This is a genomic window from Shewanella sp. 30m-14, assembly GCF_052977125.1.
This window is the reverse complement of sequence record NZ_JBRILW010000013.1, coordinates 35,524-61,851: the sequence shown is the minus strand read 5'-3', so window position 1 is coordinate 61,851 and position 26,328 is coordinate 35,524. Positions and strand designations below refer to the sequence as shown.

Sequence of the window (26,328 nt, the reverse complement as noted above, 5' to 3'; positions counted from 1 at the left end):
TCTCACCAAATGATTTAACGGTCTGTAACGCCACATTACAGAAAGACACATAAATTCGAGGATAGCATCAAATGAGCAATCTATCACTACACATTGACGCCCCATTCTTGTCATTTGAAGAATATGCCCGCCGTACCGGCACTTCAGTTGATAATGTTCGCTACCTAGTCCGTGAAGGACGCCTACCTATTCGCCCTAAATGTAAGCCGCAAGAACGCCCGTATATCAACATGTTGGCATTGATGAAAGAAGCCTCTGAGCTTTGCTTAGTTAGCTAAAACATTGGAGTCGTCATTTGAATGTTTTTATCTTCAATTGAAGATTAGCAAAATGGAGTTTTGCGTCTATGTATGCCAATTCGAGCAACACACAGTATTCAAATGAGCAAGTTCACCTAACCGGTGCACTGCGTCAGTTTGCAAATGACGAAGTGATAAGTGATATCGCCAAGGCCGCTGGAATGAAACGCCCGCAGATGCTGCGCAATAAGCTGCTACCCGAGCAACCGCATCAGTTGACCGTGAGTGAGTTGGTGAAAATCACCAGAGCCAGTGGTAATCGTTGCATTGTTGATGGGGTGTTGATGGATCTTGGTTGTGCGGCTTCGGTGTCACTGGGCGACTTAGCCAATGCAAGCAAAACCGCGTTAACCGATAGGGCGCTCGACATTAATGCCAATACTGCTCAGCTAGGTGCACTGGCCTTAGATGTTAAAGCCACCAAACGCGTCACTGAGCGGATGCGCCATGAAACCGTAAGGCGTGCATCTTACGTGATGGCGGAGTTAGCCATTTTTGTGCATGACGTAGAACAGAAGTTTCAAGCTATTCCGGTACTCACTGTTGCGAGCGATGCAATGCAAGCCATGCCCATGCCTGGGCTGATGTAGAAGGGGAATTATATGAAAGCTCTAAAGCAAACTGCGCATGAAGCTGTGCCCAGAATAGAAACCGACTTACATATTGAAAAAGCTGCCGCTAACGATATTGCTTCCCCGTCTAGTCAGCAGAGTATTGCTGCTGTGCGTTCTATGCTTGGACGCAACCGCGCGGCCAGTCTATACAGCGGCCTTTCAAAGCAAAAAAAAGCCATCATCTTATTTGGCGCCCGCCTAAAACCCAGTACCCACATTCATATTCCGCTTGAAAACATGACGTTTGATGAACAAGAGGCGGTGCGTATGTCGATGCTAGCCATTCGTGAATTAGTAAAAGAGATCAGTTCTATTGGGCTGGGGCGAGAGCAATTCATTACCGCAAAAATTGAGACTCCAACAGAAGACAGTTTTGCAGAACTTGCAGGTGAGCTGGCAAGTAATCAGGCCGCAATGGCTCAAGTTAGCTATTAACAGGCACAAAAAAGCCACTTCCGTTACAGCGGATGTGGCCGTGTCGACTCAATCAATAGATTTTCAAGGATTTACATTATGAAACCGACAAAACAGAGTTTAACAACAGATGATGCTATTCGCAATGAAGCAAACAGAGTCATAACCGCTTTAAACCATTCTAGTTATCCCATTGAGCCCATAGTGGCCGAGTCGGTGATTGAAGCCTTGCAGGGTATTGCTGAAGCACTTGAGTTGCCAGTGGCTAAAACTCTGCGTATTCGTTTGGTTGCCATTCGCAACAACATTCACGTTAACCAAGTGGTGGCTTAGATGAAGTTACTCAACGTCGAGCCCACTGAAGTTGAAGTTTTATCAGTCTTTGTGATCACTTGTTTCATGTGTACCGGCACAAATTATATTTCGAGAGTCAGCACGGTGGGGGAGGCAATTAATAAAGCCGCTGCCGATGGTTGGCATGGCTACGAAACCGGTGGTGAAGTTTGTTCTACAGCTTGCCCTAAATGTATTCAAGAGGTGAAAGAAAACGAGGCGGAGAATAAAAATGAAATCAGCTGCCTTTAGACATTTACTCAACCATTACCGGGCTGAAAAGCGCATTTTAGTCAGTGACGTAAAACAGTATGTTGATAATAAGCATACTTGTGCTGACTCAAGCTACCTTTCAATTGCCAAACATTCTGGCGCGTTGAACTGCCTATATTGGCAAGCCTTGGGTAATGACCTTACCAATTTGGCTAAAGGGATCCGCCGAACGCTGGAAAAAGCCAAAGCGATGCATGGTATTGAGGGGCTGTAATGTATAGCCCTACATTATCACCACAGTCCGAGGCATTGCCCTCGGCTGTTTTTTGTGGATTAGTCAAAACACCGCCTAAAGGGCGCACGTGTTTGTTTGCGGCTAACTATCAGCATATTGAAAAAGTTGAGCCCAAAACACTCGAACAATACCAACAGCTAACCTTTCTTGATGGCTATAGAACCGCTGAATTGCCAAAGAACGGCAATGCTCGCCAGGCACTGAAAGAGGTTAACCAACTACTCGAGCAAGTTTCGCCAAATCCTGCAGTGCTAAATAGTAATCGCAGTTTTGCTAATGCGCGTTTGAGTCACCTGCCGAATAACATTCGTCTTAAAATCAGTGCAGAGTATCAGCGCCGCCTTAGCCTAACGGGTGGTAACTCAGGTAAACGATTACGCAACGCTAATATTTATCTACGTAAGACTACCGATTTTATCAATAAGGTATGGCTCAAGTATCCATTTCACAATGTGGGCAGTTTTTTAAGTACCACGTCAAAACACGTTAACGAAAGTAACGGTAGAAGAACCACGTATTTCGGTGGCTTTGACCTAATCAAATATCGCAAAAGCAAGAGACTCAAAGATGTGGCTAATCGACTGGCTCTGATTGTTTTAGATGAAGTGAAAGACACCGCCAACCATTACAGCGGTGATGTTGCCTTTTTAAAGGCTTATGACGCTGCAGCTGCAGTGTGTCAGCAATGGCAAGTTAAGCCGCCTTATTACTCAGACGTAAAGCGAAACCAAATTATTGAGGCGGCAGAGTGCGCCATATTGCGCATGACTAGCCCTAAGTGGTGGCATAATCAATTACGGTCATTACGTGATTTATGTTGTGAGCATTTGAATGTTGCAGCAGGGCTTGTGGGTGAAGACAGCCCTTATTTAAGCCGCGAGAGTTTTAACGAGTGGTGCGAGCAGCAAAGAAGTGGTCGTGAGTGGTTAGAGAACACCATGATTGAATCTGAATCAGGGGTGATTTTGCCACTGATTGATGCGGCTATGGCGGGTACTGCTAATCCATCCAACCGATTTGTTGAACTCATTGTTAGAGCGCGTGGCTTAGAAGAAGTGGCAGAAGAGAGCGGCAAAGTTGGCTTTATGGTCACCTTAACGGCCCCGAGTAAGTATCACTTCAATTCAGATAAATGGAACTGCGAAAACGCTCAGTTCACTCAAGCCTATCTGTCAGGCCAATGGAGCAAAATCCGCTCCGCTTTGTCATATCGCAAAATCAAGATTCAGGGGCTACGTGTTAGCGAGCCTCACAAAGACGGCACACCGCATTGGCATATGCTGATCTTCGTTCATCCTGATCATAGCGATGTACTCAAAGACTTACTCGAAAAGTATGCCTTTGAGGTGGATGGCGATGAAGAGGGCGCTGCAGAACACCGCTTAGAGATTGAACCTATAGATAAAACCAAGGGTTCAGCAGTGGGCTACATCGTTAAGTATCTTTCAAAGAATATCAAGGGTGAGCATATGCAGGGCGAGTTAGATTTTGAATCTGGCTTGTCGGCAAATGACGGTGCAGCAAATGCGGCGGCATGGGCTAGCCGTTATCGCCTGCGCCAGTTTCAATTCTTCGGCTCTTCATCTGTGCAGGTATGGCGTGAACTCAGGCGCTTAAAAGAGTGCCCGCAACCTGCCGAAATCGAACATGCCAGGGCTGCGGCTGAAAGCTCAAACTGGAAAGCCTTTGAACAGGCTTTGGCGGTTAACCCTATCAAACTTGAATATGAAGAAACCGAGTGCGGCAACGAATTTGGCGAAATGACCAAGCGCGTGCTTGGGCTTTGTGCGTTGGCCACTATTGATGGTGTTGATACCAAAGTTAGGTCGCTCATTACCCGTGGTGAAAAGTGGACGCTTAGAACCATGGATGAAAACGAGAAGGGCAGTTATAAGAAGCTCAAAGCCGAGCGTGCCGCCATTTTTAAAACCAACACCAGTATTGAGAACAAAGAAGACAAGCTGCCTATGCCTAAGTGGAAGCAGCCTAAAGCTGTTGCTGTTGGCAGTTGCTCTTGCTCTAAGAGTCGCGGCAGCGGCGATACTCGGACTTGTGGGAATAACTGTACAGAGTCGGTTTTGGCGCAGCAAACAGCAGGACTTTCAGAGGAGTCGCGCCGTTATCTTGCTTCTCATGGTGTAGTCGATCCTTATTCGCTTGAGCAGCTTGCAAAAGGTTTAAGAGTATTTACTGATTCGGGACGAATTTGGTGGGTGAGCAATGGCCAGTTGCAGTTCGAACGCCTGCTTGATGAAGAGAGTAGTGAGTTTGAGTATTTCTAATAGACGCTTTTGTCTTTGTGGTACCAATCCTAATTTGTATCGAGTAAAGCTATATGTATCTATGTTGGCCATGATATTGGTGTTGCTGGTCGCGATCGCGATAGTAACGTATTGTAAGTTAATGGTTTTATTGTTTGCAAGTTATGTCGGTAGCCAGTAGTCTGTTTTTCATTGAAAACACAATTGCGCGTTTAGACAAGTATGTTAGCCGTGGCTTTTTCAAATAGCGCAGCAGGTGGTTGCGCGATTTTATATGTATGAATAATAGGTTAGGCACCGCAGTTGGTGTGCCAATGATGGAATTACAAAAATGACTGATGAATCTATGCTGTACCAGAAAGTAGACCTTTTGAATGGCCTGTTTCCTAACTTAGATACTGAGGCAAAAAAGGATGTATGTAATGCGATACTAGCAGATGTATTGGCTATTTATGAACAGCAATACATCACAGAAGGTTTAGTTCCTGCTGCAGCTGTTGACGCTGAGTTGGGGAGAGGGCTCGAGCAAGTTCCGACACAATAGCACTTGCTGCTTGAGCGCTTGGGCTCAAAGTGTGGCTAAAACTTAGGTTTGCTACAAAGGTGTGGCCACACTCTGGGTTAGAGCATGAACAATACAGATCGGCATGGGCCAAACTCAGCCGATTTGTTTTACCGATAATCGCAACAGAACCACAGCCTGGACAAAGTACTCGCATCACAATCTCCCAATCGTTTTAATCAGCTTAGTTTACTCGATTGTACTGTGCTTTTGAACAGTGGTCTTGGTTTTAGCTAACCAACACATGCTTCCTCTTTTAACTAAAGTTTCTTAATCAAGGTAGCGGGGCACTTTGAAGTTGAATTGAGGCTTTATTATGCGTATAACGTTGCCTACAAAACAGTAGCTTACCTTATAGGGTTGTAAATTTTGACTTTTAGAAAAGAAATTAATGGACTAAGAGCTATCGCAGTTATAGCTGTGGTGCTATTTCATTTTAATGCTTCTTGGATGCCAGGTGGTTTCGCTGGTGTAGATGTATTTTTTGTTATTTCAGGTTTTTTAATGACTGGAATAATATTTAGAGGAATAGAGCAAGAAAACTTTTCTATACTAAAGTTTTATGTTGCACGAGCTAACAGGATCATTCCCGCTCTTGCCGTTCTTTGTGCCGTTTTACTTGTTTTAGGTTGGTTTTATTTAAACCCTTTAGATTATAAAGCACTAGCAAAGCATGCTGGTAGTAGTATAAGTTTTTTATCTAATATTACATACTGGAGGGAGTCTGGCTACTTCGATGTGTCTTCTCACGGGAAATGGCTACTTCATACCTGGTCATTATCGGTTGAATGGCAATTTTATATAATTTATCCCTTAGTGCTTGTAGCTATGAGAAAATTCATGTCTGTAAAGGCTATGAAAGTATCAATTTTATTTGGAACATTGCTAGGATTTATATTTTGTGTAATCGCTACCTACATGTGGCCTAACCCAGCTTATTATCTATTGCCTACTAGAGCATGGGAGATGATGATTGGAGGTGTTGCTTATCTATACCCTATTACTTTGAAAGAAGAAAGGAAAAAGCTTCTAGAATGGTGTGGTATAGTATTAATTGTTGGTTCTTATTTTTTTATATCAAAAGATAACCCTTGGCCAGGCTATTTAGCGCTATTTCCTGTTTTGGGTTCGTTCTTGATTATTCAAGCTAATCGAAGTGATAGCTTTATAGCTAGCAATATCGTTATCCAAAAAATTGGATCGTGGTCTTATTCAATCTACTTATGGCATTGGCCACTAGTTGTAGCTATTTATTACTTTTCATTAAATGATGCGTTCATTTACCTTGGTATTGGATTATCAGTGTTCTTTGGTTTTTTGAGTAATAAATATATTGAAAAAATCAAATTTAGGAGTGATTTTGTTCAACCTTTCAGTTACTTAAAGTGCAAGCCGTTGTATCTTGTAATAGGGCTTTCTTTTACCAGCCTTGTTGTTTATAAGTTAGAGCCAAATCGATATCTTTACCCTATGCCTGCCAGTGTGTCAGAGTCGTTCGAAAGAGCAGCATATGACTGTTTTGATAAAGATTTTTCACACAGTGAGAATACCGATTTTTGTAAAGTAACAGAAGGGGAATATAAGTTATTTGCATTCGGTGATAGTCATTCATATTCCTCATTACCTGCGCTCGAAACAGTTTCAAAAGAGCGAGGCTTTGAACTTACATACGCAGGTTATAGCGGATGTCCACCGTTAATTGGTGTATACCCAAGCCGTTCTGATCCAATTAATAAAAGTTGCAAACTTTTAAATGAAAAAGTCATTAAGTATATTGTTGAAAATAATTATGATTATGCTGTTTTAGCAGCAAGGTGGACTTTTTATACTGAGGGTGAGTATTCAGACGGACGTATTCAATACTTAGTAAGTGAAGAAAGCAAAGAAAGTGAAGGGAAAAGTAGGCAGAGCTCTATATCTGCTTTTAAAAAAGGTTTAGAGACTACGTTTGAAAAATATTCAAAAACAAAAGTTAAAGTTATCGTCATGCTGCAGGTTCCAATGCAAGAGGCTATGCCACAAAAAACCTATTATCAATCATTTTCCGCTGGGAAATTAAAACAAGAGTTGCTGGATGATTTGTCGGTAAGTACAGAGAAGCATATAGATTTTCAGCGGATGACAAATGAAATCATTATAAGTGTTGCAAGAAAGTATAGTAATATTGTTGTTGTAGATCCAACAGAGTTATTTTGCTCTGATAAAACATGTTCTGTAGGTGATGAAGTTAAATCTTATTACTTTGATGATGACCACCTTTCTATATATGGGAGTGCTAAGTTAAAAGGTTTGATTAATAACTCTATTTTATAATGCGTGTATTAACCAAGCTTGATATGCATGCTGTTTTTTGAATAAATAGCATGCATGATATAATAGGCTAAACTAGGGGAGCTTTAAAATGAAGAATAAGCTATTTTTAATAAGAGATATTTTTATTTTTTCATTTTACTACTCAAAATCAAACACGAACCCCAAACGCCCACCAAGTTCACTATCTTGCGCCACTGCATCGACTAACTTTCTGATCAGAGGCTTAGTCTCATTTTTATAGTAAACCTCATCATACTTTGACGGGTCGCCAAGGCCTGCAGTATTAGACGGGATAATTCCTGCTAAGCCAGGTGGGAAGCGATGGGCGTTGAGTACGTCTTGAGAGCTGACGCTCTTCACGTTCATAAACTCATCTTTCGATTCAAAGTTACCCACGGGGATAATCTGCAAGCCTTTCTCTTTACCGTTGGGAATATTGACAAATAGCGACTTGAAATTACCCACGCCTTTAGAATCTTGAATTTTCTCTTTAATGTCTTTTTCAACATCAGCATCTAAGTTGGGGTCGGTGGCATACATGATAAAGCCCATGTGCGCGCCGTTAATGTAGTACTTGCGACGAAATAGTGTGGCATCTTCATTGAGCAGTGCAGCTTGTAAGCCACCAAGGTAATCGGGGCAACCATAGACTTGCTGCACAGGGTCGTACTGACGTACCCAAATAATGTCTTTGGCTTTATAGCGCTTAACTTGGTTGTTTCGCTCAAGCACTACCGCGCCGCCATCACTCCCCACACGGGTGCGATAACTTGGTAATGGGAACAAGCGCACCACCTGCCTAAAACCATTGCGGATTTTAAGTAAAGCCACATCACCAAACTGCACCAAGTTTAAAAATGATGCTTCAACATGTTGCGCCGTCATGGGGCCAGAGACAAAACGACTGGTTGCCATGTTGGCGCGGCTTTGCACTATGCCGCCATGTTGGGCATTGCGGCGAGTTAAATTAGCCAGCAAATGTCTATCAACAGGTGGCTCCCAATATTGTTCATTGTCGTTGTAATACAGTGAATCATAATCGGTTAGCCACATATTGGGCATCACCTGCTCGGGCAAACTGAACACCACTGGCGCATTAGTTGCCGTTTCGGTCGTTGTATCAGTCATTGAATCGTCGTTAGCTGCGTTTAGTGTTGTAGCGCCCATGATGATGTTCTCTTGTGTGCGTTAATTTGAATTAGTTGGGTTCATTGAACCGTGTTAACACCGTGGCTAAGGTCATCCGTTTTGGAACTGCCATTGTGATGTTCTCTTATGTGCAAAGTTGAGTGGTTCATTAATAACGGCGTGGGCGATGGCAAAGAACACATCGGCGTGGCCTGTTACGTTGTCGCGGCTGGCTTTAAAGGTGATAGCCCCGCCTGTGTCGGTGGTGGTCTTGCGTATTGATAAGCAGCTCATGGCAATGTCTTTATGCGAGGCGTCCCACTCAATGCGTCCACTTTCAACCACATCAATCATTTTCAGTACTAAGCGGGTTTTACTTGAAACGCTGTAATGAATCGCCGTGGCCTCGCGTGGGAATAGCGTGCTAATCGAGTCGAACACGCCTGCGCCAATGCCTGTGGTATCAACGCCAATGTAAGTGACGCGATAACGGGCATACACTTTTTGAATTTCACTTACGTGATGGGAAAAGTTCAAGCCACGCCAATAGTGCTTTTCAAGTACTCTGAATTTCTCGCCTTTCTTTTCACCTGGTGCAATCACCACTAAGGTGGCGTTGTCGCGGGTGCGTGATGGGTCATAACCGAGCCAAACCTCGCGATTGCCAAATGGCCGTTGCTCTTTGGGTTTGTGATCTTGCCAGCGAGCCGACTCGACCATGCATTTTTCAAGGTCGCTGAACTTAAATACGCTGTCGGCATCATCAACAAAAATGCACATAAACAGGTTTTTAAAGTCATCGTCGTTGTATTCGTCGCGCAACTCCTCGATGTCGAACAGTCCACAACCGCCAGCAAGGGCATCTTCAATGGTGACCACATAGCGCCATTGCTTGTCGGGGCAAAATCGGCCTCGGTCGCGCATGGCATCAAAGGTGGGAAACTCCACCTCTTCGCGATCACTCATACCGCGGCGCCAGTGATCCCCTGTCCAAAAGCTGTAAGCGGGGTGCGCTTTGGTTGATGGGGTAGAAAAGTAGGTTTTACGCCAGTTCTTATGGGTGGCCATAGCTGAGGCTAGTTTGTTGAGTACGTCAAACTTACCAATCCAAAAGTATTCATCCACATACACATGGCCGTGGTAACTCTGAGCCGTTTTGCTATTCGTCGACAGAAACCTTAGCTCGGCATCGCCATGGGCTGTATGCAGCACAATCGGGTTACCGGTTAATTCAATCTCAAAGAACTGCTGCGCAATTTGCACAATATAGGTACGGAACACTTCGGCCTGCGAACGTGAAGCCGATAGGAATATTTGCGGATCACCCGACAGCACCGCTTGCTCGAATGCTTCACCAGCAAAATAATAGGTGGCACCAATCTGGCGCGACTTAAGAATGTTACGAATACGCCGATGCAGGTTTTCATGCATCACCTTTTGATATTCAAATAAAGAGGCGTACCAGGCTTTAAAATCGTCCTCGGTTAAATGGCTAACGTCATTCTTACGCTTACGGCCTTTGCGCTTGCTTGGCGCTACATCGTTTTGCTGATCATTGCCGTTATTAGTATTGCCTTTGCTGCTATTGCCATTGTTCTTACTATTAGCACCGAACGAATGCCCCTCATTGATTAAACGCTGCTTTTTCAGCTTCACATGCTTTTCAATCAGCATGTCGAGCTCTTTAAGTTGCCCGCCAGATTTATCGGCAATATCGGTCAGCATTACTATGCGGCGGGCAATGGCCTCGTCGACTTCTTCCTCGCGCAGCAAATCGCGCCAACTGTATTTGTCAGCCCAAAAGTAAATCACCCGCGTATTAGGCAAGTTGAGTTCGAGACGGATCTCGTCCGGTGTCCAGCGCCTTAAATAGAGCCGCTTTACCGCTTCGCGAATTTCAGGAGAGTAGGCCATGCGTGAGTGATTCGACTCCGTTAATAGTGACAAATAAACCAACTGACCTGCAGTGTATTCATAAGTTACAAGGCAATAACGGACTAATGTTCGGCCTGTTTCGGATATCGCCCTATATCCGAATTAATCAGAACCAAACCCAGTGCCAGCGGTGTTTCATCTGGCTATGCTGCCTGCAATATCTTTACCTTTCACCTTCAAATCACGAACCGGACTATGTAATGAGCCAATTGAAAACAGACTGGGTACGCATCGCAACTGAGGGCGCAACGTTTCGTAACGTGCCAATTGAACGTCAATGGCTAGTCGATATTGCAGAAAGCTACGATCCTAAAACTTATGGTGCGCGCATTTGGCCTGATCACCGCCGTTGGTATGGCGCGTGGGGTGACGTGATAGAAGTGAAAACCGAAGAGCATGACGGCAAGTTAGTGCTGTTTGGTAAGTTGAACCCTAACTCCCAATTTATTATGGCTAACGAGAATGACCAAAAGGTCTATACCTCGATAGAGCTTGATCCAAATTTTGCCGCAACAGGCAAAGCCTACCTAACAGGCCTTGGCGTTACCGATGAGCCTGCAAGCCTTGGTACTGACCGCCTTAAATTTGGTGCTAAAGAGCGTTTTGAAACCCATCAATACGGCGCACCAGAGCAGCTAGTCATTAGCTATCCAGCAGTAGACAGCGAAGAGCTGAACACCCCTGAAAACCAAAAGGCGTTTTTCAGCACGCTAGGCAAGTTTTTTAAATCCCTTACGCCGCATCAGGCAAGCAGCACTGAGCATGTAAGCACTACTTCTGAGGAAGAACCCATGAACAAAGAACAGCATGAAGCCTTGATGGGCCAATTCGCATCTATCGGCACCCGATTAGAAAGCCTTGAAGCAAAAACAGAAGCTTTCAGTACGAAAAAGCCTGAAACCGAAGAAGAGCAAGCGGCAGCAGAAGAGCAGCAAGGCGGTATTACGCCTGAGCAATTCAGCTCGCTTAATGAAGCGATTACCGGTTTAACCGCCAAAGTTGATGGCATGGAAACCCAGTTTAAGACGCTAAGCCAAGAAACGGGTGGCCAAGAGCCTGATCCTGCAGGCCTTGGCGAATCATTCTCGGTTGTATAACTCGCTGCAATTGATAGCTGACATTCATCACTAAACAAGAGAGAGCAAAATGAATTTTTTAACACCAGTCGCAAAAGCCTGTTTGCTGGCATATACCAGCAACATGGCGCAGAGCTACGGCGTTGATGATGTGCAACATCAATTCAGCGTTACTGGCCCAATGGAAACCAAACTAAAAGCGGCTTTGCTTGATTCGGTTGAGTTCCTATCACTGATCTCAATGATGGACGTTGACCAGATTAAAGGCCAAGTGGTTAAAGTCGGTGATTATGGTATCGCTACCGGCCGTAAAAAAGATGGTCGTTTTAACACTGTCAACGGCGTCGGTGGTCACAATTATGAGCTAACTGAAACTGATTCATGTGCATCGGTTAAGTGGGCAACACTGGCGGTATGGGCAAACGCAGGCAAGCAAAATGAGTTTGTAAAGCTAATGAGCCAAAACGCTACCCGCCGTTTCGCACTGGATTTACTCCGCGTTGGTTTTAATGGCACCTCGGTTGCTGAAAACTCTGATCCTGTTAACAACCCAATGGGCGAAGACGTTAACAAAGGCTGGCACCAAATCGTTAAAGAGAACGCGCCAGAGCAAATTGTTACCGACCCAATCTATTTCAACCCAGATGCAGTAACGGCAGATTTAAAAGTTGGTGAATACAAGACGCTTGACGCGATTGTCACCGAACTGAAAAACACCCTTATTCATCCATCATTACGTAATGATCCGCGCCTTGTCGTATTGGTGGGTAGCGATTTAACCGCCACTGCACAAACCAAGATGATGAACGAAGCCGATAAGCCAAGCGAGAAAGTGGCCGCACAGCAGATGGATAAATCCATCGGTGGTTTGCGTGCTTACACGCCGCCGTTCTTCCCAGGTAAGCGTATCGTCGTGACTCTGCTTTCTAACCTGCACCTTTACACCCAAGTGGGCACTCGCTCGCGTAAGTCTGAAAATGTTGAAGACCGCAAGCAACATGAAGACAAGTTCTGGCGCATGGAAGGCTATGCCGTTGAAGAGTTCAAGGGCTATGCCGCCATTGATGAAAACAACATGAATATTGGCGCTGTACCTGCAGCGTAAGCCCTGCGGTGAGGCACTCATTGAGTGCCTAATCAAAATCTAACAAGCCTTTATCAACTCATTACTAGAACGACTAAACAGGATATTGCCATGAGTGCTATCGCCAATTTTCAAAAACGTTGTGCCGCTGAAAAAGCCAAGCAAGCACATGATTGTGCCGAGCATAAAGCCGTGACAGCTAAACCAGTAAATGAAGCGTTAGCGCTACTGGCAAAACTACTTGGTTGTGAAGAAGAGCAAGCCATCGAAAAAGCCCGTGAAGCAGTTGCCCAAAAAGCCCGCTTTATAGAAATGCAAATTCACGTTGATCCTGCAGCGGGTGATGACAAGTCGGTTACTGCAGAAGTGACGACCGATGAAGATGGCGCAATCTCTGATATTAAAGTTATCGATATTAATACCGAACTGCAGCAAAGCGCTGACACGGTTGCCGATGCTGCCGAAACAGTAAACCAAGCCGCTGATAGCGTAAACCACGCTGCAAGCAATGCTGAACTCGCTGCCGAAACAGTAAACCAAGCCGCCGGAAAAGTGGAAACCGCTGCGAATGACGTAAGCGAAGCATCTAGTGATCTGGCCTACAACGCAGACACTATTAGTGATGCAGCTAACGACATTAAAGAGGCGGCTAGTGAGCTAAAAAAGCCGTCGGCGGAGCTAGCATCCTCGCCTGGCGAGAAAGACGCCAAAGCCAAAAGCAGCTCGAAAAAGTAGGTCTGACAGGTGACGCGCAATATGCGCCAAGCCTGCACTTGCAACTGATTGAACTTGAAGACGACTTAAAGCGCCTTAAGGGCTTGGTAAGGCGGAGCGATAAAGTCGCCCATAAACGTGACGTGTTACTGCCTAAGTGGTTACCCATTGTCACCGAGTACTTGTTAACAAAAGCTGAAACAGTAGCAACGCTACAAAGCGCCAAGGAGAACGACAAAAATGCTATTTCTGACAATCCTATTTTTGCTTATTGCGTGGTTTGGTTATTCGACGTTGACGATCTCGGCCAAGGGATTGAACTCGGCCTCAAAGCCATTGAGCTTAACCAACCTATGGTGCGCACTATTCGCCGCCAATGGGCAGGGTTTATTAGCGATGCTGTATTCGACTGGTGTGAGATTCAAGCAGATAACGGCCATAGCATTGAGCCGTATTTTAGCCAGGTGTTTAAGCATGTTGCGAATAGTTGGAAATTACCGGAAGTGGTTACCGCCAAGTATTACAAATTCGCGGGTTTGGCATTACTGCGCACAACGAACGGTGATGTTAAGCCAACGCAAGTGGGCGACATTGACCGCTTACAGCAAGCAGATGCGCTACTGGAAAAAGCCGCCAGCCTGCATAAGCATGCCCAGGTAAAAACCATACGTAACAAGATTGAAATGAGAATACGTGCGTTAGAGGCCTATGGTTCGCAAGAGAACGGCTCTCAAGAGCAAGCCAACTAACGCAAGGGACCGACTCCCAACCCTCCAGTGCGCTAGCCGAGTGTTTAACGGGTGACTGTTAATAACCACGTCGACGCTAACCGCACTGAACCCAATTAAGAGTGAATGAGATGAGTAGTTTTGGATTTGAAGCAGCAGCACAAGCAAGCATCGATATCGACAAAGATAGCGGTTGGCCTGCGTTGTCTACGGGCGAGTTTCGCAAGCATCGCCGTATACCTGAAACCTTTGAAGAGCAAGCCATTGCTGACTCACTCAATCGCAGTGTTGCCGAAGTGCAACAACAAATACTGAATTACGTTTTAGCGCCATCTTCATCAAGTGCAGCAGCCCTTGGCTACACAGAAAACAAGGATGTGCCTTTTGCCCTAGACGCCAGTCTAGTTCCTGATTTCAGTGAGCAGCAGGTCAGCATTTACCGCGCGGCAGTGTATGCCCGCTCCCATGCAGACTTGCTGGGCTATTTTTCTGCCGTCGACCAAAAAGAGGCGGGCAACAACAAAGCCCAAGATGAAGACCAGCAGAACGCCTTGCTTGGGCAATCTAACCGTAGCGTGCGTTTGTTGTTAGGCCTTGGCCGTGCGGGAGTGCACTCGCTATGAGCCAGTCGAATAGCCAATACCAAACTAAAACCCAGCTGCAGCAATTGTGCGAGTTTTTACTCGCCAGTTTGCAGCCGGTGATCAAGGCCAACAACATCGATGCCTGGCAAGAACGCGGCACCCTGATTTTAAGCGGTGAAGATAAAGGCATTGACGGTTACCAAGTGGCCAAGTGGAAGTACAACGCCGTTATCGCGTTCGAACAGTTACCACACCGCCGCATTAATTCTTACAACCTGCTTGCCATGGTGTCGGCTTACCTCATTGACAGTGAATGGCCCCGCGATGTTTACGGCTTAGATGATCCAGAAATCGATATTGATGTAATAAGCCGAGACAACGCCACGATATTAATCGAGCTGCAGTTGATGGATGACATAGAGCTTATTCCTGATGATAACGGTCCGGTGCAATTTAATGGCGGGCGTTATCGGGTGTCCTTAGTGCCTATCAATATTGCCGAAAGCGTTGATCTACAGCAAAAGGGGGATGCATGAGCCTTGTTATCACCCCAAATAATCAGCAAGCGCTGAGCATTAAGCAGCAACTAAGTTTGCTTGCTCTGCCTGCAAATAAACGTACCCGCATTTTAAAAACGCTTGGCCGCTTTGAGCGTGCCAAAGCACGTAAGCGCATTCGCAGCCAAACCACGGTTGATGGCAGCAAGTTTGCAAGCCGCGCCGATGGTCGTAAAGCCAAGATGCTTAAACGTATGGGGCGCACATTAGAGCCTTATGTCAAAGGGGCTAACCGCCTAGAGCTAAAGCATAAGGCCACATTAACAGGCCGTATTGCAGCATTGCATCAAGAGGGCGGTTCGGAGTCGATGAGCGCTGGCCGTATGCGCCGCATTCATGGCCAAGCTGATTACGATGCGCCAGCAACTCGAAGCCAAGCCAAGGCACTGATTAGAGCTGGATTCAAGATTAAAAAAGGCAAGGGCAAAGGTTATCGCCGCGCCACGATTGCGGAAGTCATTAACCGTTACAACCAAGGGCAAGCGGGGCTAATACTACGCAGCTTGCGCGATAAGCAATCACAAAAGCGCTGGGATATCCCCGTTGAGTCAAGACCGTTCTTGGGCGATAGCACCGAAAATGTACAGCGTGAGCTAGCCAACATTATGCAAAAGATTAATTAAATGAACCGTTCACAGGCAAAGAGGATAACCCCATGTCATTAGGTAAAGTACAAGTTAACAATTTGAATTTGGGACAAGGTGACGTAAAAGCCATCGAGCGCCATTTTCTCTTTGTTGGTCGCGCAGGTCATGTTGATGAAGAAAGCCAGCTGTTTAGTGTTGGTGCACAAACGGATCTTGAAGCCGTTCTTGCCGAAAGCGGGTTACGCGACCAAGTGATCGCCGCGCAGTTAAACGCGGGCCAAAACTGGACCGCTGCCGTTTACCCACTGGCAGATGGTGAAGATGTATTTGCCGCCATCGACCGCGCTAATGAAGTGCAAAGCTTTGAAACCGTAGTTTTCTGTGACCCAAGCAAAACCGCAGCGGAAATTAGCGCAAAACACGATTATTTACATAGCTTGCAAGCCAAACTAGGCCGTTTTGTATCGGGCATTGTTGCGCTAGCGGGTATCGATGCAGAAACCCAAACGTGGTCAGCATATGAAGCAGCAAGCGTGGCGTTAGTCGCAGGCCTTGCCAATCACTTAGTTATTCCAGTGCCGCAGCTGCATGGCAATAACGCGGGTGTACTTGCTGGCCGCTTATGTAATGCCGCCGTGAGTATTGCCGACAGCCCAATGCGTGTGGCAACGGGTAGCGTAATGGGCTTAGGTACGCTTGGGAGTGAGTCACCAGTGGATAGCAGCGATGCACCACTTGCACTTGCCACGCTAGAAACCTTAGCCAACGCGCGCTTAAGTGTGCCGCAGTGGTACCCAGATTATGAGGGCATTTATTGGGGCGATGGATCAACCCTTGACGCAGCAGGCGGCGACTATCAATACATTGAGCAACTTCGTGTAGTGCACAAAGCCAGCCGCGAAGTGCGTATTTTAGCTATTCGCCGTGTGGGTGACCGAGTACTTAACTCTACGCCTAACAGCATTGAAATGAACAAGTCTTACTTTATGAAGCCACTGCGCAACATGAGTAAGAGCTACACCATTTTAGGCACTGCGTTCCCAGGTGATATTCAGCCGCCAAAAGATGGCGACATTACTATCGAGTGGCCAACGAATAAGAGCGTGGTGATCTACATGGTTGTGCGCCCATATAACAGCCCGAAAGAAATTACCGTCAACATCATGCTTGATCTAAGTAACCTTTAAAACCTCGCAGTAGGAGAAAGACATGCGTTTATCTGGAATGAATTTTAACGTCAACTTAGGCGACACCATGATCCAAGTTGACACGGCAAGCCTTGCGATTACTGACAACAGCGGCGTAAGCCAAACCAGCGGTGTGCCCGATGGTTATGTTGATGGTGACGTGTCGGCCAGTGGTGAACTATCGGTCAATGCGAGCAACTTTAAGTTGATCTCGAACGCTGCTAAAAGTGCGGGTTCGTGGCGCGGAATGAAGCCGTTCGACATTATGTTTTATGGCAAAACGTCTAAAGACGAAGTGAAAGTTGAAGCCTTTGGGTGCCGTATCAAGCTTAGCGACATCTTGGATCTCGATAAAAAAGGCGGTCAAGCATCGCTGTTTAAAATCCCGTTTGATGTAACGGATCCCGACTTTGTGCACATCGATGGTATTCCGTATTTACGCCCCGATGAAATCGAAAACATTAACCAATAGGCAGTGAATTAGCATGGATGAAGGCGACGAGTCAGTAAGAGTGCAAGCGCGAGCCCTAAACCAATATTTAGCAGGCCGCGCAAGCTCGCAGCTCGTGGCAACGGTAAGTGCTAGTCATTGTATTGAGTGTGGCGAGGATATTCCCGAGCCACGCCGCCAAGCAGTAAAAGGCGTGCAGCTGTGTATTGACTGCCAAACGTTAAGTGAGCAAAAGCGATGAGCAACTTAAAGAACAGATTGATTGAAGAGTTGATCGAACGCGAGGGCGGGTACGTTAACGACCCAGCTGATCGCGGTGGTGAAACCATGTATGGCATCACGTTAAGTGTTGCGCGTGAAAATGGTTATCAAGGCGCAATGCGTGACTTGCCTTATGAGTTAGCGTTCAAGATTTATCAAGACCGCTACTGGACACCATTAAAACTTGATGACATTTGCCGCATTAGCGAAACACTCACAGAGCAGCTGTTTGACTTTGGGGTTAACTCAGGTGTGAACCGCGCTGGCAAATGTTTGCAGCAAGTGCTTAACGTGTTGAATAACCGCCAAACACTTTATCCAGACTTAGTGGCCGATGGCATTGTCGGTAGTCGTTCGCTATATGCGCTTAATAAGTATGTAGAGCATCGTAAGCAAAACGGTTTAAAGGTACTGATTGAAGCGGTGCGCGGTATGCGAATTAGTTTTTGTATCAACATTGCAGTGAAAGATGAAAGCCAAGAGAAGTACCAATTTGGCTGGCTGCAACGTGTCGTGCATTTATAAGGGGCAGCGCATGAATTTACTCAGCGTATTAGGCAAAGTCGGCACTTCCATTTTGGCTGATGTGATCCCCGGTGGTAATGCCATCTTAACTGCGGTTAATGCGTTTTTACCGGATGACAAACAGCTTGGTGATAAAGCCACGGGCAGTGATATTCAGCAAGCCGTTGCCCAATTGCCTGCCAGCGTGCAAGCCGAAGTGTTAACCAAAGAGTTTGATGTTGAAATTGTTGCCGCGCAAGAGCACACCAAGGTGATCCAAGCCTTGGGCGATGTCGATAAAACGGGGCAATCAACACGACCAGCTATTGCCATGATGATGGCAAAAATCGTGGCGTTCTCGGTCATCGTGCTGATCTCCTTTCTTGCCGTGGCCATGTTTAACGGTGATGCGGCCATCGTGTCGGCCATTGGTAATAACTGGGTATTAGTGGTTGCCATATTGGGCACCCCTACTGCCTTGCTGCGTTCGTACTTTGGTATGCGCACCAAAGAAAAACAGCAGAAGTACCAAGCCGTATCCAATACGCCGCCTGAGTCGGGGATTGGCCAGATAGTTTCACTCTTTGCAAAGCGAGGCAGCTAATGACAGAAACAATTGATTGGTTACGCCTTGCGCTAACGGTAATTAGTATCGTGGTCGCCATATTCGTGCCGCTGATAGCTAGTTTAGTTAACAGCCAAAAGAACACCGCCAAAGAATTGAGCGAACACAAAACCCATGTGGCAGAAACCTATGCAACCAAGGACGATGTTAAAGCCCTCGGTGACCGCATTGAGCGCCAGATGGAAGCCGGATTTAGTAACTTAAAAGACTTTTTTAACAACAGAAAAAACAAGGATTCAGTATGAAAAAGGCAATCGTATTAACCATCGCAGCCAGTGACATTAGCTTTACCATGACCACTGACGACTATAACGCTTATCTGAACGACATCATGCCAGATAACAAAGTGGCGCCAGCCCACAACCTAGTGATGCGCGCAGTAGATAGCGACCACAAAGAGCAGCTGCGCAGCATTTTAGAAAATTCACCAGGTGCATCGATGCAAATCGCAGGTTTACTCACCCAGCAGTTCGCGCCATCAATTGAGATTGCCGTAAAAAAATAGATGCGCTGGTTGATGCCATAAGCAACAACCAGTTTGAGCAAATGCTCATTATGCGGCGGCACTTGCTGCCGCATGAAGATGACAGCGAAATCAGTATTGCAAGCGCGCTTTGGCTAAATGGTAGAAAGCGCGAAGATTTAGAAGCCATCGTCACCAACGCCGTTTGTAAGGCGTTCGGTGGTAAGTAGGAATAGAGAGAAAGAGCCATCAGCGGTTCTTTAAAAGAGGCAGTATGAGCTTACCTAAGCCGTTAATGTTCACCGTTGGACTGATAGACCAAATCACTAAGCCGATCGCCAAGATTAGCCAGCAATTTAATGGTCTAGCTGATAACTATCAAGCAGGTACCATGCAAATGGCAACTGGCGTGGGTGGCATGGCGGCGGCAGGTATGGCGTTGCAAAGTGCTCTTATGCCAGCCATTGAAATGGACCGCGTGCTAGGTGAAGTGAAATCGCTTGGGGTGCGTGACTCTGCGCTTAAACAGTTAAGCGATACCTCTTACGAATACGCACTTAAATACGGTAAATCTGCCACTGAGTTTGTCAGCTCTAGCTACGATATTCAGTCAGCTATTGCAGGGCTAAGTGACGCCGATTTATCTGCGTTTACCTTATCAAGTAACGTGTTGGCAACGGCCACCAAAGCCGATGCCGCCACCATTACCAATTACATGGGTACCATGTTTGGTATCTTCAAAAATCAAGCCAATGACATGGGCAAAAGTGAGTGGGTTGCCCAAGTTACAGGCATGACCGCCACCGCAGTACAGGCATTTAAAACCACAGGTTCGGAGATGTCGAGCGCCTTTACCAGCATAGGCGCAGAAGCGACAAGTGCAGGCATTGCCATGCATGAGCAGATGGCGATTTTAGGTAGCTTACAATCAACTATGTCGGGTAGTGAAGCGGGTACTAAATATAAAGCGTTTTTAGCGGGTGTAGGTAAAGCCCAAGATGCGCTAAACCTAAGCTTTACCGACTCCCAAGGCGCCATGTTGCCGATGGTCGATATTCTCAACCAAATTAAAGGGAAGTATGGCGACACCTTAGATGTGGCCGAGGGCGATGCATTGGCCAAAGCCTTTGGCTCACAAGAAGCGGTTGCCACTGTTAAGTTATTAATGGCCGACATTAACGGCCTTGGCGACTCAATCAATACGCTTGGCAAAGTTAAAGGCATGGGCAAGGCCGAAGAGATGGCCGCAGCCATGACCGACCAAAGCGAACGCTTAAGCCAGAGTTGGTACGTTATCCGCGCAGCGCTAGGCAGCGCCGTACTGCCTGCATTTAATAGCTTTGTTGGCTGGATTGCCGATATGGGCAGCGACGTGATCTGGTTTACCGAAACATTCCCTAATTTAACTAAATATATTGGCTATACCGCTATCGCCTTTACGGGATTAGTGATTGCAGGTGGTGCCTTTACTGTGATGATGGGCGCCGCAAAAATGGCAATGACCGCTTATGGTGTAAGCACGATGGCTTGGGCTGGCATTAATGCTGCGCTCACTTCGGGCTTGGCCACGCTGCGCGGGGTAATGCTGGCAGTGAATATTGCCATGTATGCTAACCCTATTGGCTTAATCGTTGCGGGTGTCGCCCTCGCCATCGCGGCAGTGGGCGCCTTGGTTTATTACTGGGACGACTTAAAAGCCACTATGTCTGATTGGGGCTGGGTTAAAGCCATTAGCGGTATTTTTGCCAATGTGTGGGCAGGCGTTAAAAGTGTATTTAGCGACACCATGGCGTGGATTATCGACAAGCTGAATTTAATACCAGGTGTTGATATAGATGCATCAATGTCGAGTTCAAGCATGCCAAGTGTGGCGGCAATAGCGCCAGTGCAAGCCCGTGTAGAACGCGGCGGTATTACTCAAAACCTATCAACGGCTAACCAGAGTAAATCAACCAGTGTGGGCACGGTTAACGTGTACCCAGCTAAGGGCGACGACAACTTTATGAATTATGTGGAGATGCACGGATGAGTGACTGCCTGTTTCGTGATTTGCATATTCAACATGGTGATCTGGTGTTAGATGCCGGATTAAACCCAACTTATTTAACTGATCGCGCGGTTATAGCCCAAGACATTGTGCACGCGATTATTGAATCTGGTCTTGCCAATTTATTAGTGAGCGACAGAGGCACAGGCGTAACAGCTGACACCCAAACCCGCATTACGTTATTGGTTGAAGATGACTTACGCATTATGCCGGGCACGGTAAAAGTGGAACAAGTAAAAGCAGGTCAATGGTGGGTGTTTGCCGACACGATTAATTTTGGTCCGTTAAGTACGGCGATTACTACTGGCACAGACGGAGAGAGCTATGTCTGAAAAAATAGTGTCTGACATTAACTTTAAAAAAATAGTTGAAGATGCAGGCATTCCAACCACGGAAGACGGCTGGAAAGCGTTATTTAAGCAAGACGTTGAAGAGGCGGGTTGTATTGTTGCTAACGATGCGCCGTTCTCACCATTTTGGCGCTTGATCACCGCCATAGTGGCAAAGCCTGCCACGTGGATTGTAAACAAGGTATTGGTTGAAAAAATCTTACCTAACTTGTTTTTACAAACCGCCACCGATGACGCCTTTATTGAGGCCAAAGCGTGGGAGCATGATTTAACCCGTAAGCAGACCGAATTTACCAAGGGCAAAATTAAGTTTCTACGAGCGGCCAGCAGTGGCCCAAGCCTATTGATTAGCGCTGGTACCGTAATACAAACCGATGCCATTAATGGCGTGGTGTATCGCGTGTTAACCATTGACGATGTGATCTTAGCCGAGAATGCCGCCAGTGTGTTGGTACCCGTTATAGCAGAACACGCAGGTGCGGCTTATAACCTTGGCGCAGGTTATTACCATATTTTGCCAGAGTCAGTCACCGGCATTGGCAGTGTTACCAATGAAGCAGATTGGATTGATGTACTGGGCGCCGATGCTGAAAGCAATGAAGATTTAAAGCTACGTACCCGTAACGCATTTACAGCAGCTGCGCCTTGGCATATCGATGCGGTTTATCGCGCCATGCTAACCGAACGCGCAGGCCTTAACGCAGACAACTTGTTTTTTGAACATGATGCGCCGCGTGGTCCAGGTACCGCGAACGCCTTTATTTTGCTTGATACGGGTGAGCCATCAAGCGCACTGATTGATGACTTAAACGAGTACGTGATGCAAAAGGGCTTTCATGGCCATGGCGATGATCTGCAGGTTATGGCCATGCCTGCGGTGATCACAAATATTGGTGTAACCGTGTACCCGGAACCCGCGTTGCTAGCCGATGAAGTTAGCGCATTGCTTGCAGGTATTGAAGATTACATACGCTGCGCATTTCGCGAAAACAGCAACTACAACGCCACGCGAACCGAACCCGCTAGCCGCTTTAGCTTTAGCCGCTTAGGCCAAGAATTACATAAAGAGTTTGCAGGGCTTGAGTCATTGAACTGGCACCAAATGGATATTACCAGCGGTAACGATGTGCCGCGTATTGGCGAGTTAACCATTGATAACGGTAATGCATAAATGATGCGACTAGACAAAATCAATTGGCACAGCCTAACCAAAATGCCGTACTGGTTAGCGCGGCCAGCTAGCGAGATAGACAAACTACGCCAAGGTGCAGTGTTGTTTTGGCAACGCTTTGCCGACTTGCTAGCGTTCCCGTCTAAGCAACTCGACCCCATGACCGCCGAATTAGCCTTAGTGCATTTGTTAGCGTGGGAACGAGATATTGAACAAATACCAGGTGAAACCGAGCAGCTTTATAGAACGCGAGTAAAGTTCGCCCTTAAATTTGCCAAAGGCGCAGGGAGTAAAGAGGGCTGGTATTACATGTTTGAAAAGCTCGGCACACCATGGATCACCATTGACGAACGAGTGAGTGAAACCGATTGGGATGTGGTGAGTTTGCAGCTACTAGATAGCGACTTAGCCGAAAGGGCGGGGTTAATTGACAATATTTGTCGTCAGTATGGCCGTACAACCAGACGTTACCAGTTTGACACCATTGCAAGCATGCCACTTGTTGCGCCACCGTCAGACTTTGCTTTAGACAGCTTAACCGGAATTGCCAGCCTAAGCGATGACATGCGCCCAGCGCTTGGATTAGCGCTAATGGATAACGAATCACACTTTACGGTTGCAAATAAATCGACCGTTCAAAAACAGCTCATTAGTAAGAGATAAGGAAACAACATGGCTTCAGTTATTACAATCGCAGGTGAAAAACTCTTTGCAGCTAAAGCACAAGCTAATGAGCAGCTAGATATTGACACCTTTATTTTTGCCAACGTACCAAACCAAGACCCAACGGCGCCAATTAACCGCGAAGAGGGCATACCTACCGAACATAAGGTGCATGAGCAAATTGTGCAGCAGGTTGGCCGCATTAACGATAACGTGGTGGTCTACTCCACCGTGCTTGATAGCCTTACTGGCCCGTTTGAATTTAACTGGGTAGGTTTGTATTCGTCAGTTAACCAAACCTTGGTGGCAATTAACCATATTCCAGCAACGGTAAAAACCATCACCGAGCCGGGCGTGGCTGGTAATACTCTAAACCGTAATTTTGGTATTGAGTATTCAGGTATTGCCGATCTCACTGGTATTAACGTAGCGCCAGAAACGTGGCAGCTAGATTTTACCGCCCGTTTAGGCGGCATGGATAAGCTAACGCAACAGCTTGCCGCTGACATGAACGGCAAAGATTGGTTTATTGAAGACGGCTTTAAAGTGGTACCACGCGCAACGGCCAATAGCTTTAGCGTATTGCCAGGTGTGGGTTATGTATCTGGCCTACGCATCGAACTTAAACAAGAGCACATTTTAACCCTGCAATCATACCCACAGTTTGTGTACGTAGATGCGTGGTTTAGCGGTACCGCTAATAGTGTTTGGACGCCACAAGTTGCCTTTACCGTCACTAATGGCGAAATGGACGATTACATTGATGTGCAAGGTGTAAAGCATTACGTGTTTAAGCTTGCGGTAGTTAATGCGGCTGATGATGTTGAGGACTTTCGCAAAAAAAAGATTTCGGGCAGAAAGTTATTTAAAACATTAAGTGAATTAGTATCAGCTAGAATCCACGAAAGCGAAGTTGGAACATCCGTAGAAATTAATGAAAGGAATTTTGGCGGCGGAGGTAAGAGTGTTTGGGATATAGTCTTTGCGTTGCCGGAGAATTCAAACCCATTTAATAATGTTCAGTCAGTTGGTAACCCGCAAATATCATTCAAGCTCAGACAGGAAAATCCTGTAAACCTTAGAGCTAACGGGATTACAGGTGGCGGCATCACTGATGATTCAGACGCATTTATAGAATTATGTTCTAAACCTGTTAACATAATTGGTGGCAAAGACGACATATATTTGATCACAAAACCAATCGACGTAAAAGACAACAGTACAATAGACGGCAACGGCGCATTAATTCGATGGAAAGGTATAGCGCCCCCCATTAATAACATGGGAAGAGACAGAGGTATTTTTGAGGTTCGTGGAACTCTTGGGAGTGAACTAGATAGTGTATCTACTGGTGATTGGAAAAAGGGGACAGACAGATTCCCTATTTCAGTCGGATCAAAAGTTCCTGACACAGAGTTCGTCAAAATATCAGCCGGTTCTTTGCCAAACGCGCACATTGGATACCTGATAAAGCCTAGCTTGGATCAAGTAGACAATAACAGGATTCGGGCGGATTATTTTCTCGGGTACACATTAATTAATCCAACATTTAGATATACAGAGGTTTTAGCTCGCAAAAACGTTGAGATAAAAAACTTTAATATCGAGGACCAAACGAACGGATCTGACGATGAGGATATTTCAGGGGTCGTTTTGCAATTTGCATCTAATTGCCATGTTTTAAACATCAACGCTAAGAGCACCCGCAATCCGGTGGTTTTCGGGCATTACACTTCTGACTGCTCAGTTAGAAAAGGTTATCTAGATACACCGTCTAAAACATCTGGCGGGAAGGGGTATTTTGTTCAGTGGAACAATGCAGTTAGGTGCGATTCAGAAAAATTGACAGGAAAGTCAACAAGACACATATCAGATTTTACTACAGCTGCATTTTGTAAGACGGAAGACTGCGGCGGTGAAAATACCTTAAGCGGTGAATTTGTTACACATGGAGCTTATGAGCACAACCTAGACTACATTCGAACTAGAGGTTTTTTGGGGTTTGCTGGTTCTGGACCAACATTCGGTGAAAGTGCTAAAAATATCACTGTTAGAAATCATATAGGCAGTGATATTAGAGCAAGAGCAAATGTGGAGAATCTACATCTTTACGACTGCGAGACAAATTATGCAGTATTGAATAATGTTGATTTAATCGTTGAAAATCTGAAGCTTTACGACACAGAAGTTGTGGACGGGAGGTTACAGCTAAATAACTGGTCTAGAAGATTAGGGAAAACATTTACCATAACCAAACCTGCAGTAATAAGAGATTCAGCTATAAAGTCTGCAGATACGGTTTTTCTTTTTGAGCCTGATTTAGATGATGATGAGATCAATATCGAGAACTCTAGCACCAAGATTCGATCTTCTTCTGATTTAGGGGGGGGGAGAATAACGTTCAATCGTGGGAATGTAGAGTGCTCTACAACTAATATCATATTTACAGACAACATAACTAAACTGCATTTTTTAGACGTTTTGGCTGTTGACCTCGGATTCAGGACAAATACTAGGGTTCGAGCGTTAGATTTTAAGATTAGGGGAGGTAAATGGTCTGGAGCTAACTCGGCTGGTCAACTGTTCTCATTTAGAGATACAGGGACAGTTGTCGGCAATCTCTGGTCGATGGAAGACGCTGAAGTTGACTGGGCAGGACCAGATACAATCGAATCACCATCAAGTTTTTCTAATCCAAATTGGGATATAAAACTTATAAATAATCAATGTGCAGATGGGAACTTAACATTTAGACCTGCTCAAAGACCGTTCAGGTCAATAGCAAATGTGTTTAAAGATGGAGCAAATTACACACCTTTCACACTTGGAATGGATAGAATATCAGAGCACAACATAATACTTAACCAAAGCCTCTAAAGCTCAGAGATTGGAACATAAGCGAATGGTAT

At 45.9% G+C, this 26,328-nt stretch carries 32 protein-coding genes; 29 read left to right on the top strand and 3 right to left on the bottom strand.

Annotation, left to right across the window (positions count from 1 at the left end; translation table 11 throughout):
• The first annotated feature begins 71 nt into the window (after positions 1-71).
• The 8 genes from ACVBIU_RS11390 to ACVBIU_RS11355 all read left to right on the top strand — a co-directional run bounded on the left by ACVBIU_RS11390 (position 72) and on the right by ACVBIU_RS11355 (position 4,973).
• Positions 72-278 carry a DNA-binding protein gene (locus ACVBIU_RS11390; protein ID WP_447161151.1) on the top strand — a complete coding sequence of 69 codons (207 nt, stop codon included), beginning with the start codon at positions 72-74 and terminating at the stop codon, positions 276-278.
• A 68-nt stretch (positions 279-346) separates the two neighbouring features.
• Positions 347-889: a phage regulatory CII family protein gene (locus ACVBIU_RS11385; protein ID WP_447161152.1), complete on the top strand. Its 543-nt coding sequence runs from the start codon at positions 347-349 to the stop codon at positions 887-889.
• A 12-nt stretch (positions 890-901) separates the two neighbouring features.
• On the top strand, positions 902-1,348 hold the full coding sequence (locus ACVBIU_RS11380) for a hypothetical protein (protein WP_447163794.1): 447 nt from the start codon (positions 902-904) through the stop codon (positions 1,346-1,348).
• A 78-nt stretch (positions 1,349-1,426) separates the two neighbouring features.
• Positions 1,427-1,660, top strand: a complete 234-nt coding sequence (locus ACVBIU_RS11375; protein ID WP_447161154.1) for a hypothetical protein — start codon at positions 1,427-1,429, stop codon at positions 1,658-1,660.
• Entirely contained in the window at positions 1,661-1,912 is a 252-nt protein-coding gene (locus ACVBIU_RS11370; RefSeq protein WP_447163795.1) for a hypothetical protein, read from the top strand. It begins immediately after the preceding gene.
• Complete coding sequence (locus ACVBIU_RS11365; protein WP_447163796.1) at positions 1,893-2,147, top strand: hypothetical protein; 255 nt, start codon at positions 1,893-1,895, stop codon at positions 2,145-2,147. The genes ACVBIU_RS11370 and ACVBIU_RS11365 overlap by 20 nt, the downstream gene beginning before the upstream one ends.
• Complete coding sequence (locus ACVBIU_RS11360) at positions 2,147-4,450, top strand: replication endonuclease (RefSeq protein WP_447163797.1); 2,304 nt, start codon at positions 2,147-2,149, stop codon at positions 4,448-4,450. The genes ACVBIU_RS11365 and ACVBIU_RS11360 overlap by 1 nt, the downstream gene beginning before the upstream one ends.
• Positions 4,451-4,760: 310 nt before the next feature.
• Positions 4,761-4,973: a hypothetical protein gene (locus tag ACVBIU_RS11355; RefSeq protein WP_447163835.1), complete on the top strand. Its 213-nt coding sequence runs from the start codon at positions 4,761-4,763 to the stop codon at positions 4,971-4,973.
• On the opposite strand, the gene ACVBIU_RS11350 is transcribed toward ACVBIU_RS11355, so the two are convergent.
• The gene (locus tag ACVBIU_RS11350; RefSeq protein ID WP_447161160.1) at positions 4,897-5,148 is read right to left on the bottom strand and encodes an ogr/Delta-like zinc finger family protein; all 252 of its coding nucleotides are present in this window, start codon (positions 5,146-5,148) and stop codon (positions 4,897-4,899) included. The two genes, ACVBIU_RS11355 and ACVBIU_RS11350, sit on opposite strands and share 77 nt — an antisense overlap.
• Positions 5,149-5,360: 212 nt before the next feature.
• Between ACVBIU_RS11350 and ACVBIU_RS11345 the strand changes: the two genes are divergently transcribed.
• Positions 5,361-7,304 (top strand): acyltransferase family protein, encoded by a 1,944-nt coding sequence (locus ACVBIU_RS11345; RefSeq protein ID WP_447163798.1) that lies wholly within the window; start codon positions 5,361-5,363, stop codon positions 7,302-7,304.
• Positions 7,305-7,442: 138 nt separating this feature from the next.
• Here the strand turns inward: ACVBIU_RS11345 and ACVBIU_RS11340 are convergent, their stop codons facing one another.
• Both ACVBIU_RS11340 and ACVBIU_RS11335 read right to left on the bottom strand, forming a co-directional pair.
• Entirely contained in the window at positions 7,443-8,471 is a 1,029-nt protein-coding gene (locus tag ACVBIU_RS11340; protein WP_447163799.1) for a phage portal protein, read from the bottom strand.
• 72 nt (positions 8,472-8,543) lie between these two features.
• Positions 8,544-10,379 carry a terminase large subunit domain-containing protein gene (locus ACVBIU_RS11335; RefSeq protein WP_447163800.1) on the bottom strand — a complete coding sequence of 612 codons (1,836 nt, stop codon included), beginning with the start codon at positions 10,377-10,379 and terminating at the stop codon, positions 8,544-8,546.
• A 188-nt stretch (positions 10,380-10,567) separates the two neighbouring features.
• Here ACVBIU_RS11335 and ACVBIU_RS11330 point away from each other — a divergent pair, with 188 nt between their 5' ends.
• The 20 genes from ACVBIU_RS11330 (at position 10,568) to ACVBIU_RS11235 (ending at position 26,296) form a co-directional block, all read left to right on the top strand.
• Complete coding sequence (locus tag ACVBIU_RS11330) at positions 10,568-11,464, top strand: GPO family capsid scaffolding protein (protein ID WP_447163801.1); 897 nt, start codon at positions 10,568-10,570, stop codon at positions 11,462-11,464.
• A 49-nt stretch (positions 11,465-11,513) separates the two neighbouring features.
• Complete coding sequence (locus tag ACVBIU_RS11325; protein WP_447163802.1) at positions 11,514-12,548, top strand: phage major capsid protein, P2 family; 1,035 nt, start codon at positions 11,514-11,516, stop codon at positions 12,546-12,548.
• A gap of 90 nt (positions 12,549-12,638) precedes the next feature.
• The gene (locus ACVBIU_RS11320) at positions 12,639-13,262 is read left to right on the top strand and encodes a hypothetical protein (RefSeq protein ID WP_447163803.1); all 624 of its coding nucleotides are present in this window, start codon (positions 12,639-12,641) and stop codon (positions 13,260-13,262) included.
• Between the two features lie 38 nt (positions 13,263-13,300).
• Positions 13,301-13,990 carry a phage terminase small subunit gene (gene gpM, locus ACVBIU_RS11315; protein ID WP_447163804.1) on the top strand — a complete coding sequence of 230 codons (690 nt, stop codon included), beginning with the start codon at positions 13,301-13,303 and terminating at the stop codon, positions 13,988-13,990.
• A gap of 110 nt (positions 13,991-14,100) precedes the next feature.
• Positions 14,101-14,592, top strand: coding sequence for a head completion/stabilization protein (locus ACVBIU_RS11310; RefSeq protein ID WP_447163805.1), 492 nt, complete (start codon positions 14,101-14,103; stop codon positions 14,590-14,592).
• The gene (locus ACVBIU_RS11305) at positions 14,589-15,089 is read left to right on the top strand and encodes a phage tail protein (RefSeq protein ID WP_447163806.1); all 501 of its coding nucleotides are present in this window, start codon (positions 14,589-14,591) and stop codon (positions 15,087-15,089) included. Before ACVBIU_RS11310 ends, ACVBIU_RS11305 begins: the two co-directional genes overlap by 4 nt.
• Positions 15,086-15,733 carry a phage virion morphogenesis protein gene (locus tag ACVBIU_RS11300; RefSeq protein WP_447163807.1) on the top strand — a complete coding sequence of 216 codons (648 nt, stop codon included), beginning with the start codon at positions 15,086-15,088 and terminating at the stop codon, positions 15,731-15,733. Before ACVBIU_RS11305 ends, ACVBIU_RS11300 begins: the two co-directional genes overlap by 4 nt.
• A 32-nt stretch (positions 15,734-15,765) precedes the next feature.
• Positions 15,766-16,884, top strand: a complete 1,119-nt coding sequence (locus tag ACVBIU_RS11295; RefSeq protein WP_447163808.1) for a DUF2586 domain-containing protein — start codon at positions 15,766-15,768, stop codon at positions 16,882-16,884.
• A gap of 22 nt (positions 16,885-16,906) precedes the next feature.
• Positions 16,907-17,356, top strand: coding sequence for a phage protein (locus tag ACVBIU_RS11290; protein ID WP_447163809.1), 450 nt, complete (start codon positions 16,907-16,909; stop codon positions 17,354-17,356).
• A 13-nt stretch (positions 17,357-17,369) separates the two neighbouring features.
• Positions 17,370-17,576, top strand: coding sequence for a TraR/DksA C4-type zinc finger protein (locus tag ACVBIU_RS11285; RefSeq protein WP_447163810.1), 207 nt, complete (start codon positions 17,370-17,372; stop codon positions 17,574-17,576).
• Complete coding sequence (locus ACVBIU_RS11280; protein ID WP_447163811.1) at positions 17,573-18,121, top strand: glycoside hydrolase family 108 protein; 549 nt, start codon at positions 17,573-17,575, stop codon at positions 18,119-18,121. The genes ACVBIU_RS11285 and ACVBIU_RS11280 overlap by 4 nt, the downstream gene beginning before the upstream one ends.
• A gap of 10 nt (positions 18,122-18,131) precedes the next feature.
• Positions 18,132-18,704, top strand: a complete 573-nt coding sequence (locus ACVBIU_RS11275) for a hypothetical protein (RefSeq protein ID WP_447163812.1) — start codon at positions 18,132-18,134, stop codon at positions 18,702-18,704.
• Positions 18,704-18,970 carry a hypothetical protein gene (locus ACVBIU_RS11270; RefSeq protein ID WP_447163813.1) on the top strand — a complete coding sequence of 89 codons (267 nt, stop codon included), beginning with the start codon at positions 18,704-18,706 and terminating at the stop codon, positions 18,968-18,970. Before ACVBIU_RS11275 ends, ACVBIU_RS11270 begins: the two co-directional genes overlap by 1 nt.
• A complete protein-coding gene (locus ACVBIU_RS11265) occupies positions 18,967-19,230 on the top strand; it encodes a putative phage tail assembly chaperone (RefSeq protein WP_447163814.1) in 264 nt (87 codons plus the stop codon). The genes ACVBIU_RS11270 and ACVBIU_RS11265 overlap by 4 nt, the downstream gene beginning before the upstream one ends.
• Positions 19,231-19,280: 50 nt before the next feature.
• Positions 19,281-19,418: a DUF6890 family protein gene (locus tag ACVBIU_RS11260; protein ID WP_447163815.1), complete on the top strand. Its 138-nt coding sequence runs from the start codon at positions 19,281-19,283 to the stop codon at positions 19,416-19,418.
• Between the two features lie 44 nt (positions 19,419-19,462).
• The gene (locus ACVBIU_RS11255) at positions 19,463-21,217 is read left to right on the top strand and encodes a phage tail tape measure protein (protein WP_447163816.1); all 1,755 of its coding nucleotides are present in this window, start codon (positions 19,463-19,465) and stop codon (positions 21,215-21,217) included.
• A complete protein-coding gene (locus ACVBIU_RS11250; protein WP_447163817.1) occupies positions 21,214-21,567 on the top strand; it encodes a DUF2590 family protein in 354 nt (117 codons plus the stop codon). Before ACVBIU_RS11255 ends, ACVBIU_RS11250 begins: the two co-directional genes overlap by 4 nt.
• The gene (locus tag ACVBIU_RS11245) at positions 21,560-22,756 is read left to right on the top strand and encodes a baseplate J/gp47 family protein (protein WP_447163818.1); all 1,197 of its coding nucleotides are present in this window, start codon (positions 21,560-21,562) and stop codon (positions 22,754-22,756) included. The genes ACVBIU_RS11250 and ACVBIU_RS11245 overlap by 8 nt, the downstream gene beginning before the upstream one ends.
• Positions 22,757-23,419 carry a hypothetical protein gene (locus tag ACVBIU_RS11240; RefSeq protein WP_447163819.1) on the top strand — a complete coding sequence of 221 codons (663 nt, stop codon included), beginning with the start codon at positions 22,757-22,759 and terminating at the stop codon, positions 23,417-23,419.
• Between the two features lie 9 nt (positions 23,420-23,428).
• The gene (locus tag ACVBIU_RS11235) at positions 23,429-26,296 is read left to right on the top strand and encodes a phage tail-collar fiber domain-containing protein (RefSeq protein WP_447163820.1); all 2,868 of its coding nucleotides are present in this window, start codon (positions 23,429-23,431) and stop codon (positions 26,294-26,296) included.
• The last annotated feature ends 32 nt before the right edge of the window (positions 26,297-26,328 follow it).

Excerpts from the sequence above, each read along its gene's own strand:
- ACVBIU_RS11390 (WP_447161151.1), top strand. The coding sequence starts at position 72 with ATGAGCAATCTATCACTACACATTGACGCCCCATTCTTGTCATTTGAA.
- ACVBIU_RS11385 (WP_447161152.1), top strand. The coding sequence starts at position 347 with ATGTATGCCAATTCGAGCAACACACAGTATTCAAATGAGCAAGTTCAC.
- ACVBIU_RS11380 (WP_447163794.1), top strand. The coding sequence starts at position 902 with ATGAAAGCTCTAAAGCAAACTGCGCATGAAGCTGTGCCCAGAATAGAA.
- ACVBIU_RS11375 (WP_447161154.1), top strand. The coding sequence starts at position 1,427 with ATGAAACCGACAAAACAGAGTTTAACAACAGATGATGCTATTCGCAAT.
- ACVBIU_RS11370 (WP_447163795.1), top strand. The coding sequence starts at position 1,661 with ATGAAGTTACTCAACGTCGAGCCCACTGAAGTTGAAGTTTTATCAGTC.
- ACVBIU_RS11365 (WP_447163796.1), top strand. The coding sequence starts at position 1,893 with ATGAAATCAGCTGCCTTTAGACATTTACTCAACCATTACCGGGCTGAA.
- ACVBIU_RS11360 (WP_447163797.1), top strand. The coding sequence starts at position 2,147 with ATGTATAGCCCTACATTATCACCACAGTCCGAGGCATTGCCCTCGGCT.
- ACVBIU_RS11355 (WP_447163835.1), top strand. The coding sequence starts at position 4,761 with ATGACTGATGAATCTATGCTGTACCAGAAAGTAGACCTTTTGAATGGC.
- ACVBIU_RS11350 (WP_447161160.1), bottom strand. The coding sequence starts at position 5,148 with ATGCGAGTACTTTGTCCAGGCTGTGGTTCTGTTGCGATTATCGGTAAA.
- ACVBIU_RS11340 (WP_447163799.1), bottom strand. The coding sequence starts at position 8,471 with ATGGGCGCTACAACACTAAACGCAGCTAACGACGATTCAATGACTGAT.
- ACVBIU_RS11330 (WP_447163801.1), top strand. The coding sequence starts at position 10,568 with ATGAGCCAATTGAAAACAGACTGGGTACGCATCGCAACTGAGGGCGCA.
- ACVBIU_RS11325 (WP_447163802.1), top strand. The coding sequence starts at position 11,514 with ATGAATTTTTTAACACCAGTCGCAAAAGCCTGTTTGCTGGCATATACC.
- ACVBIU_RS11320 (WP_447163803.1), top strand. The coding sequence starts at position 12,639 with ATGAGTGCTATCGCCAATTTTCAAAAACGTTGTGCCGCTGAAAAAGCC.
- ACVBIU_RS11310 (WP_447163805.1), top strand. The coding sequence starts at position 14,101 with ATGAGTAGTTTTGGATTTGAAGCAGCAGCACAAGCAAGCATCGATATC.
- ACVBIU_RS11305 (WP_447163806.1), top strand. The coding sequence starts at position 14,589 with ATGAGCCAGTCGAATAGCCAATACCAAACTAAAACCCAGCTGCAGCAA.
- ACVBIU_RS11300 (WP_447163807.1), top strand. The coding sequence starts at position 15,086 with ATGAGCCTTGTTATCACCCCAAATAATCAGCAAGCGCTGAGCATTAAG.
- ACVBIU_RS11295 (WP_447163808.1), top strand. The coding sequence starts at position 15,766 with ATGTCATTAGGTAAAGTACAAGTTAACAATTTGAATTTGGGACAAGGT.
- ACVBIU_RS11290 (WP_447163809.1), top strand. The coding sequence starts at position 16,907 with ATGCGTTTATCTGGAATGAATTTTAACGTCAACTTAGGCGACACCATG.
- ACVBIU_RS11285 (WP_447163810.1), top strand. The coding sequence starts at position 17,370 with ATGGATGAAGGCGACGAGTCAGTAAGAGTGCAAGCGCGAGCCCTAAAC.
- ACVBIU_RS11280 (WP_447163811.1), top strand. The coding sequence starts at position 17,573 with ATGAGCAACTTAAAGAACAGATTGATTGAAGAGTTGATCGAACGCGAG.
- ACVBIU_RS11275 (WP_447163812.1), top strand. The coding sequence starts at position 18,132 with ATGAATTTACTCAGCGTATTAGGCAAAGTCGGCACTTCCATTTTGGCT.
- ACVBIU_RS11270 (WP_447163813.1), top strand. The coding sequence starts at position 18,704 with ATGACAGAAACAATTGATTGGTTACGCCTTGCGCTAACGGTAATTAGT.
- ACVBIU_RS11265 (WP_447163814.1), top strand. The coding sequence starts at position 18,967 with ATGAAAAAGGCAATCGTATTAACCATCGCAGCCAGTGACATTAGCTTT.
- ACVBIU_RS11260 (WP_447163815.1), top strand. The coding sequence starts at position 19,281 with ATGCGGCGGCACTTGCTGCCGCATGAAGATGACAGCGAAATCAGTATT.
- ACVBIU_RS11255 (WP_447163816.1), top strand. The coding sequence starts at position 19,463 with ATGAGCTTACCTAAGCCGTTAATGTTCACCGTTGGACTGATAGACCAA.
- ACVBIU_RS11250 (WP_447163817.1), top strand. The coding sequence starts at position 21,214 with ATGAGTGACTGCCTGTTTCGTGATTTGCATATTCAACATGGTGATCTG.
- ACVBIU_RS11245 (WP_447163818.1), top strand. The coding sequence starts at position 21,560 with ATGTCTGAAAAAATAGTGTCTGACATTAACTTTAAAAAAATAGTTGAA.
- ACVBIU_RS11240 (WP_447163819.1), top strand. The coding sequence starts at position 22,757 with ATGATGCGACTAGACAAAATCAATTGGCACAGCCTAACCAAAATGCCG.
- ACVBIU_RS11235 (WP_447163820.1), top strand. The coding sequence starts at position 23,429 with ATGGCTTCAGTTATTACAATCGCAGGTGAAAAACTCTTTGCAGCTAAA.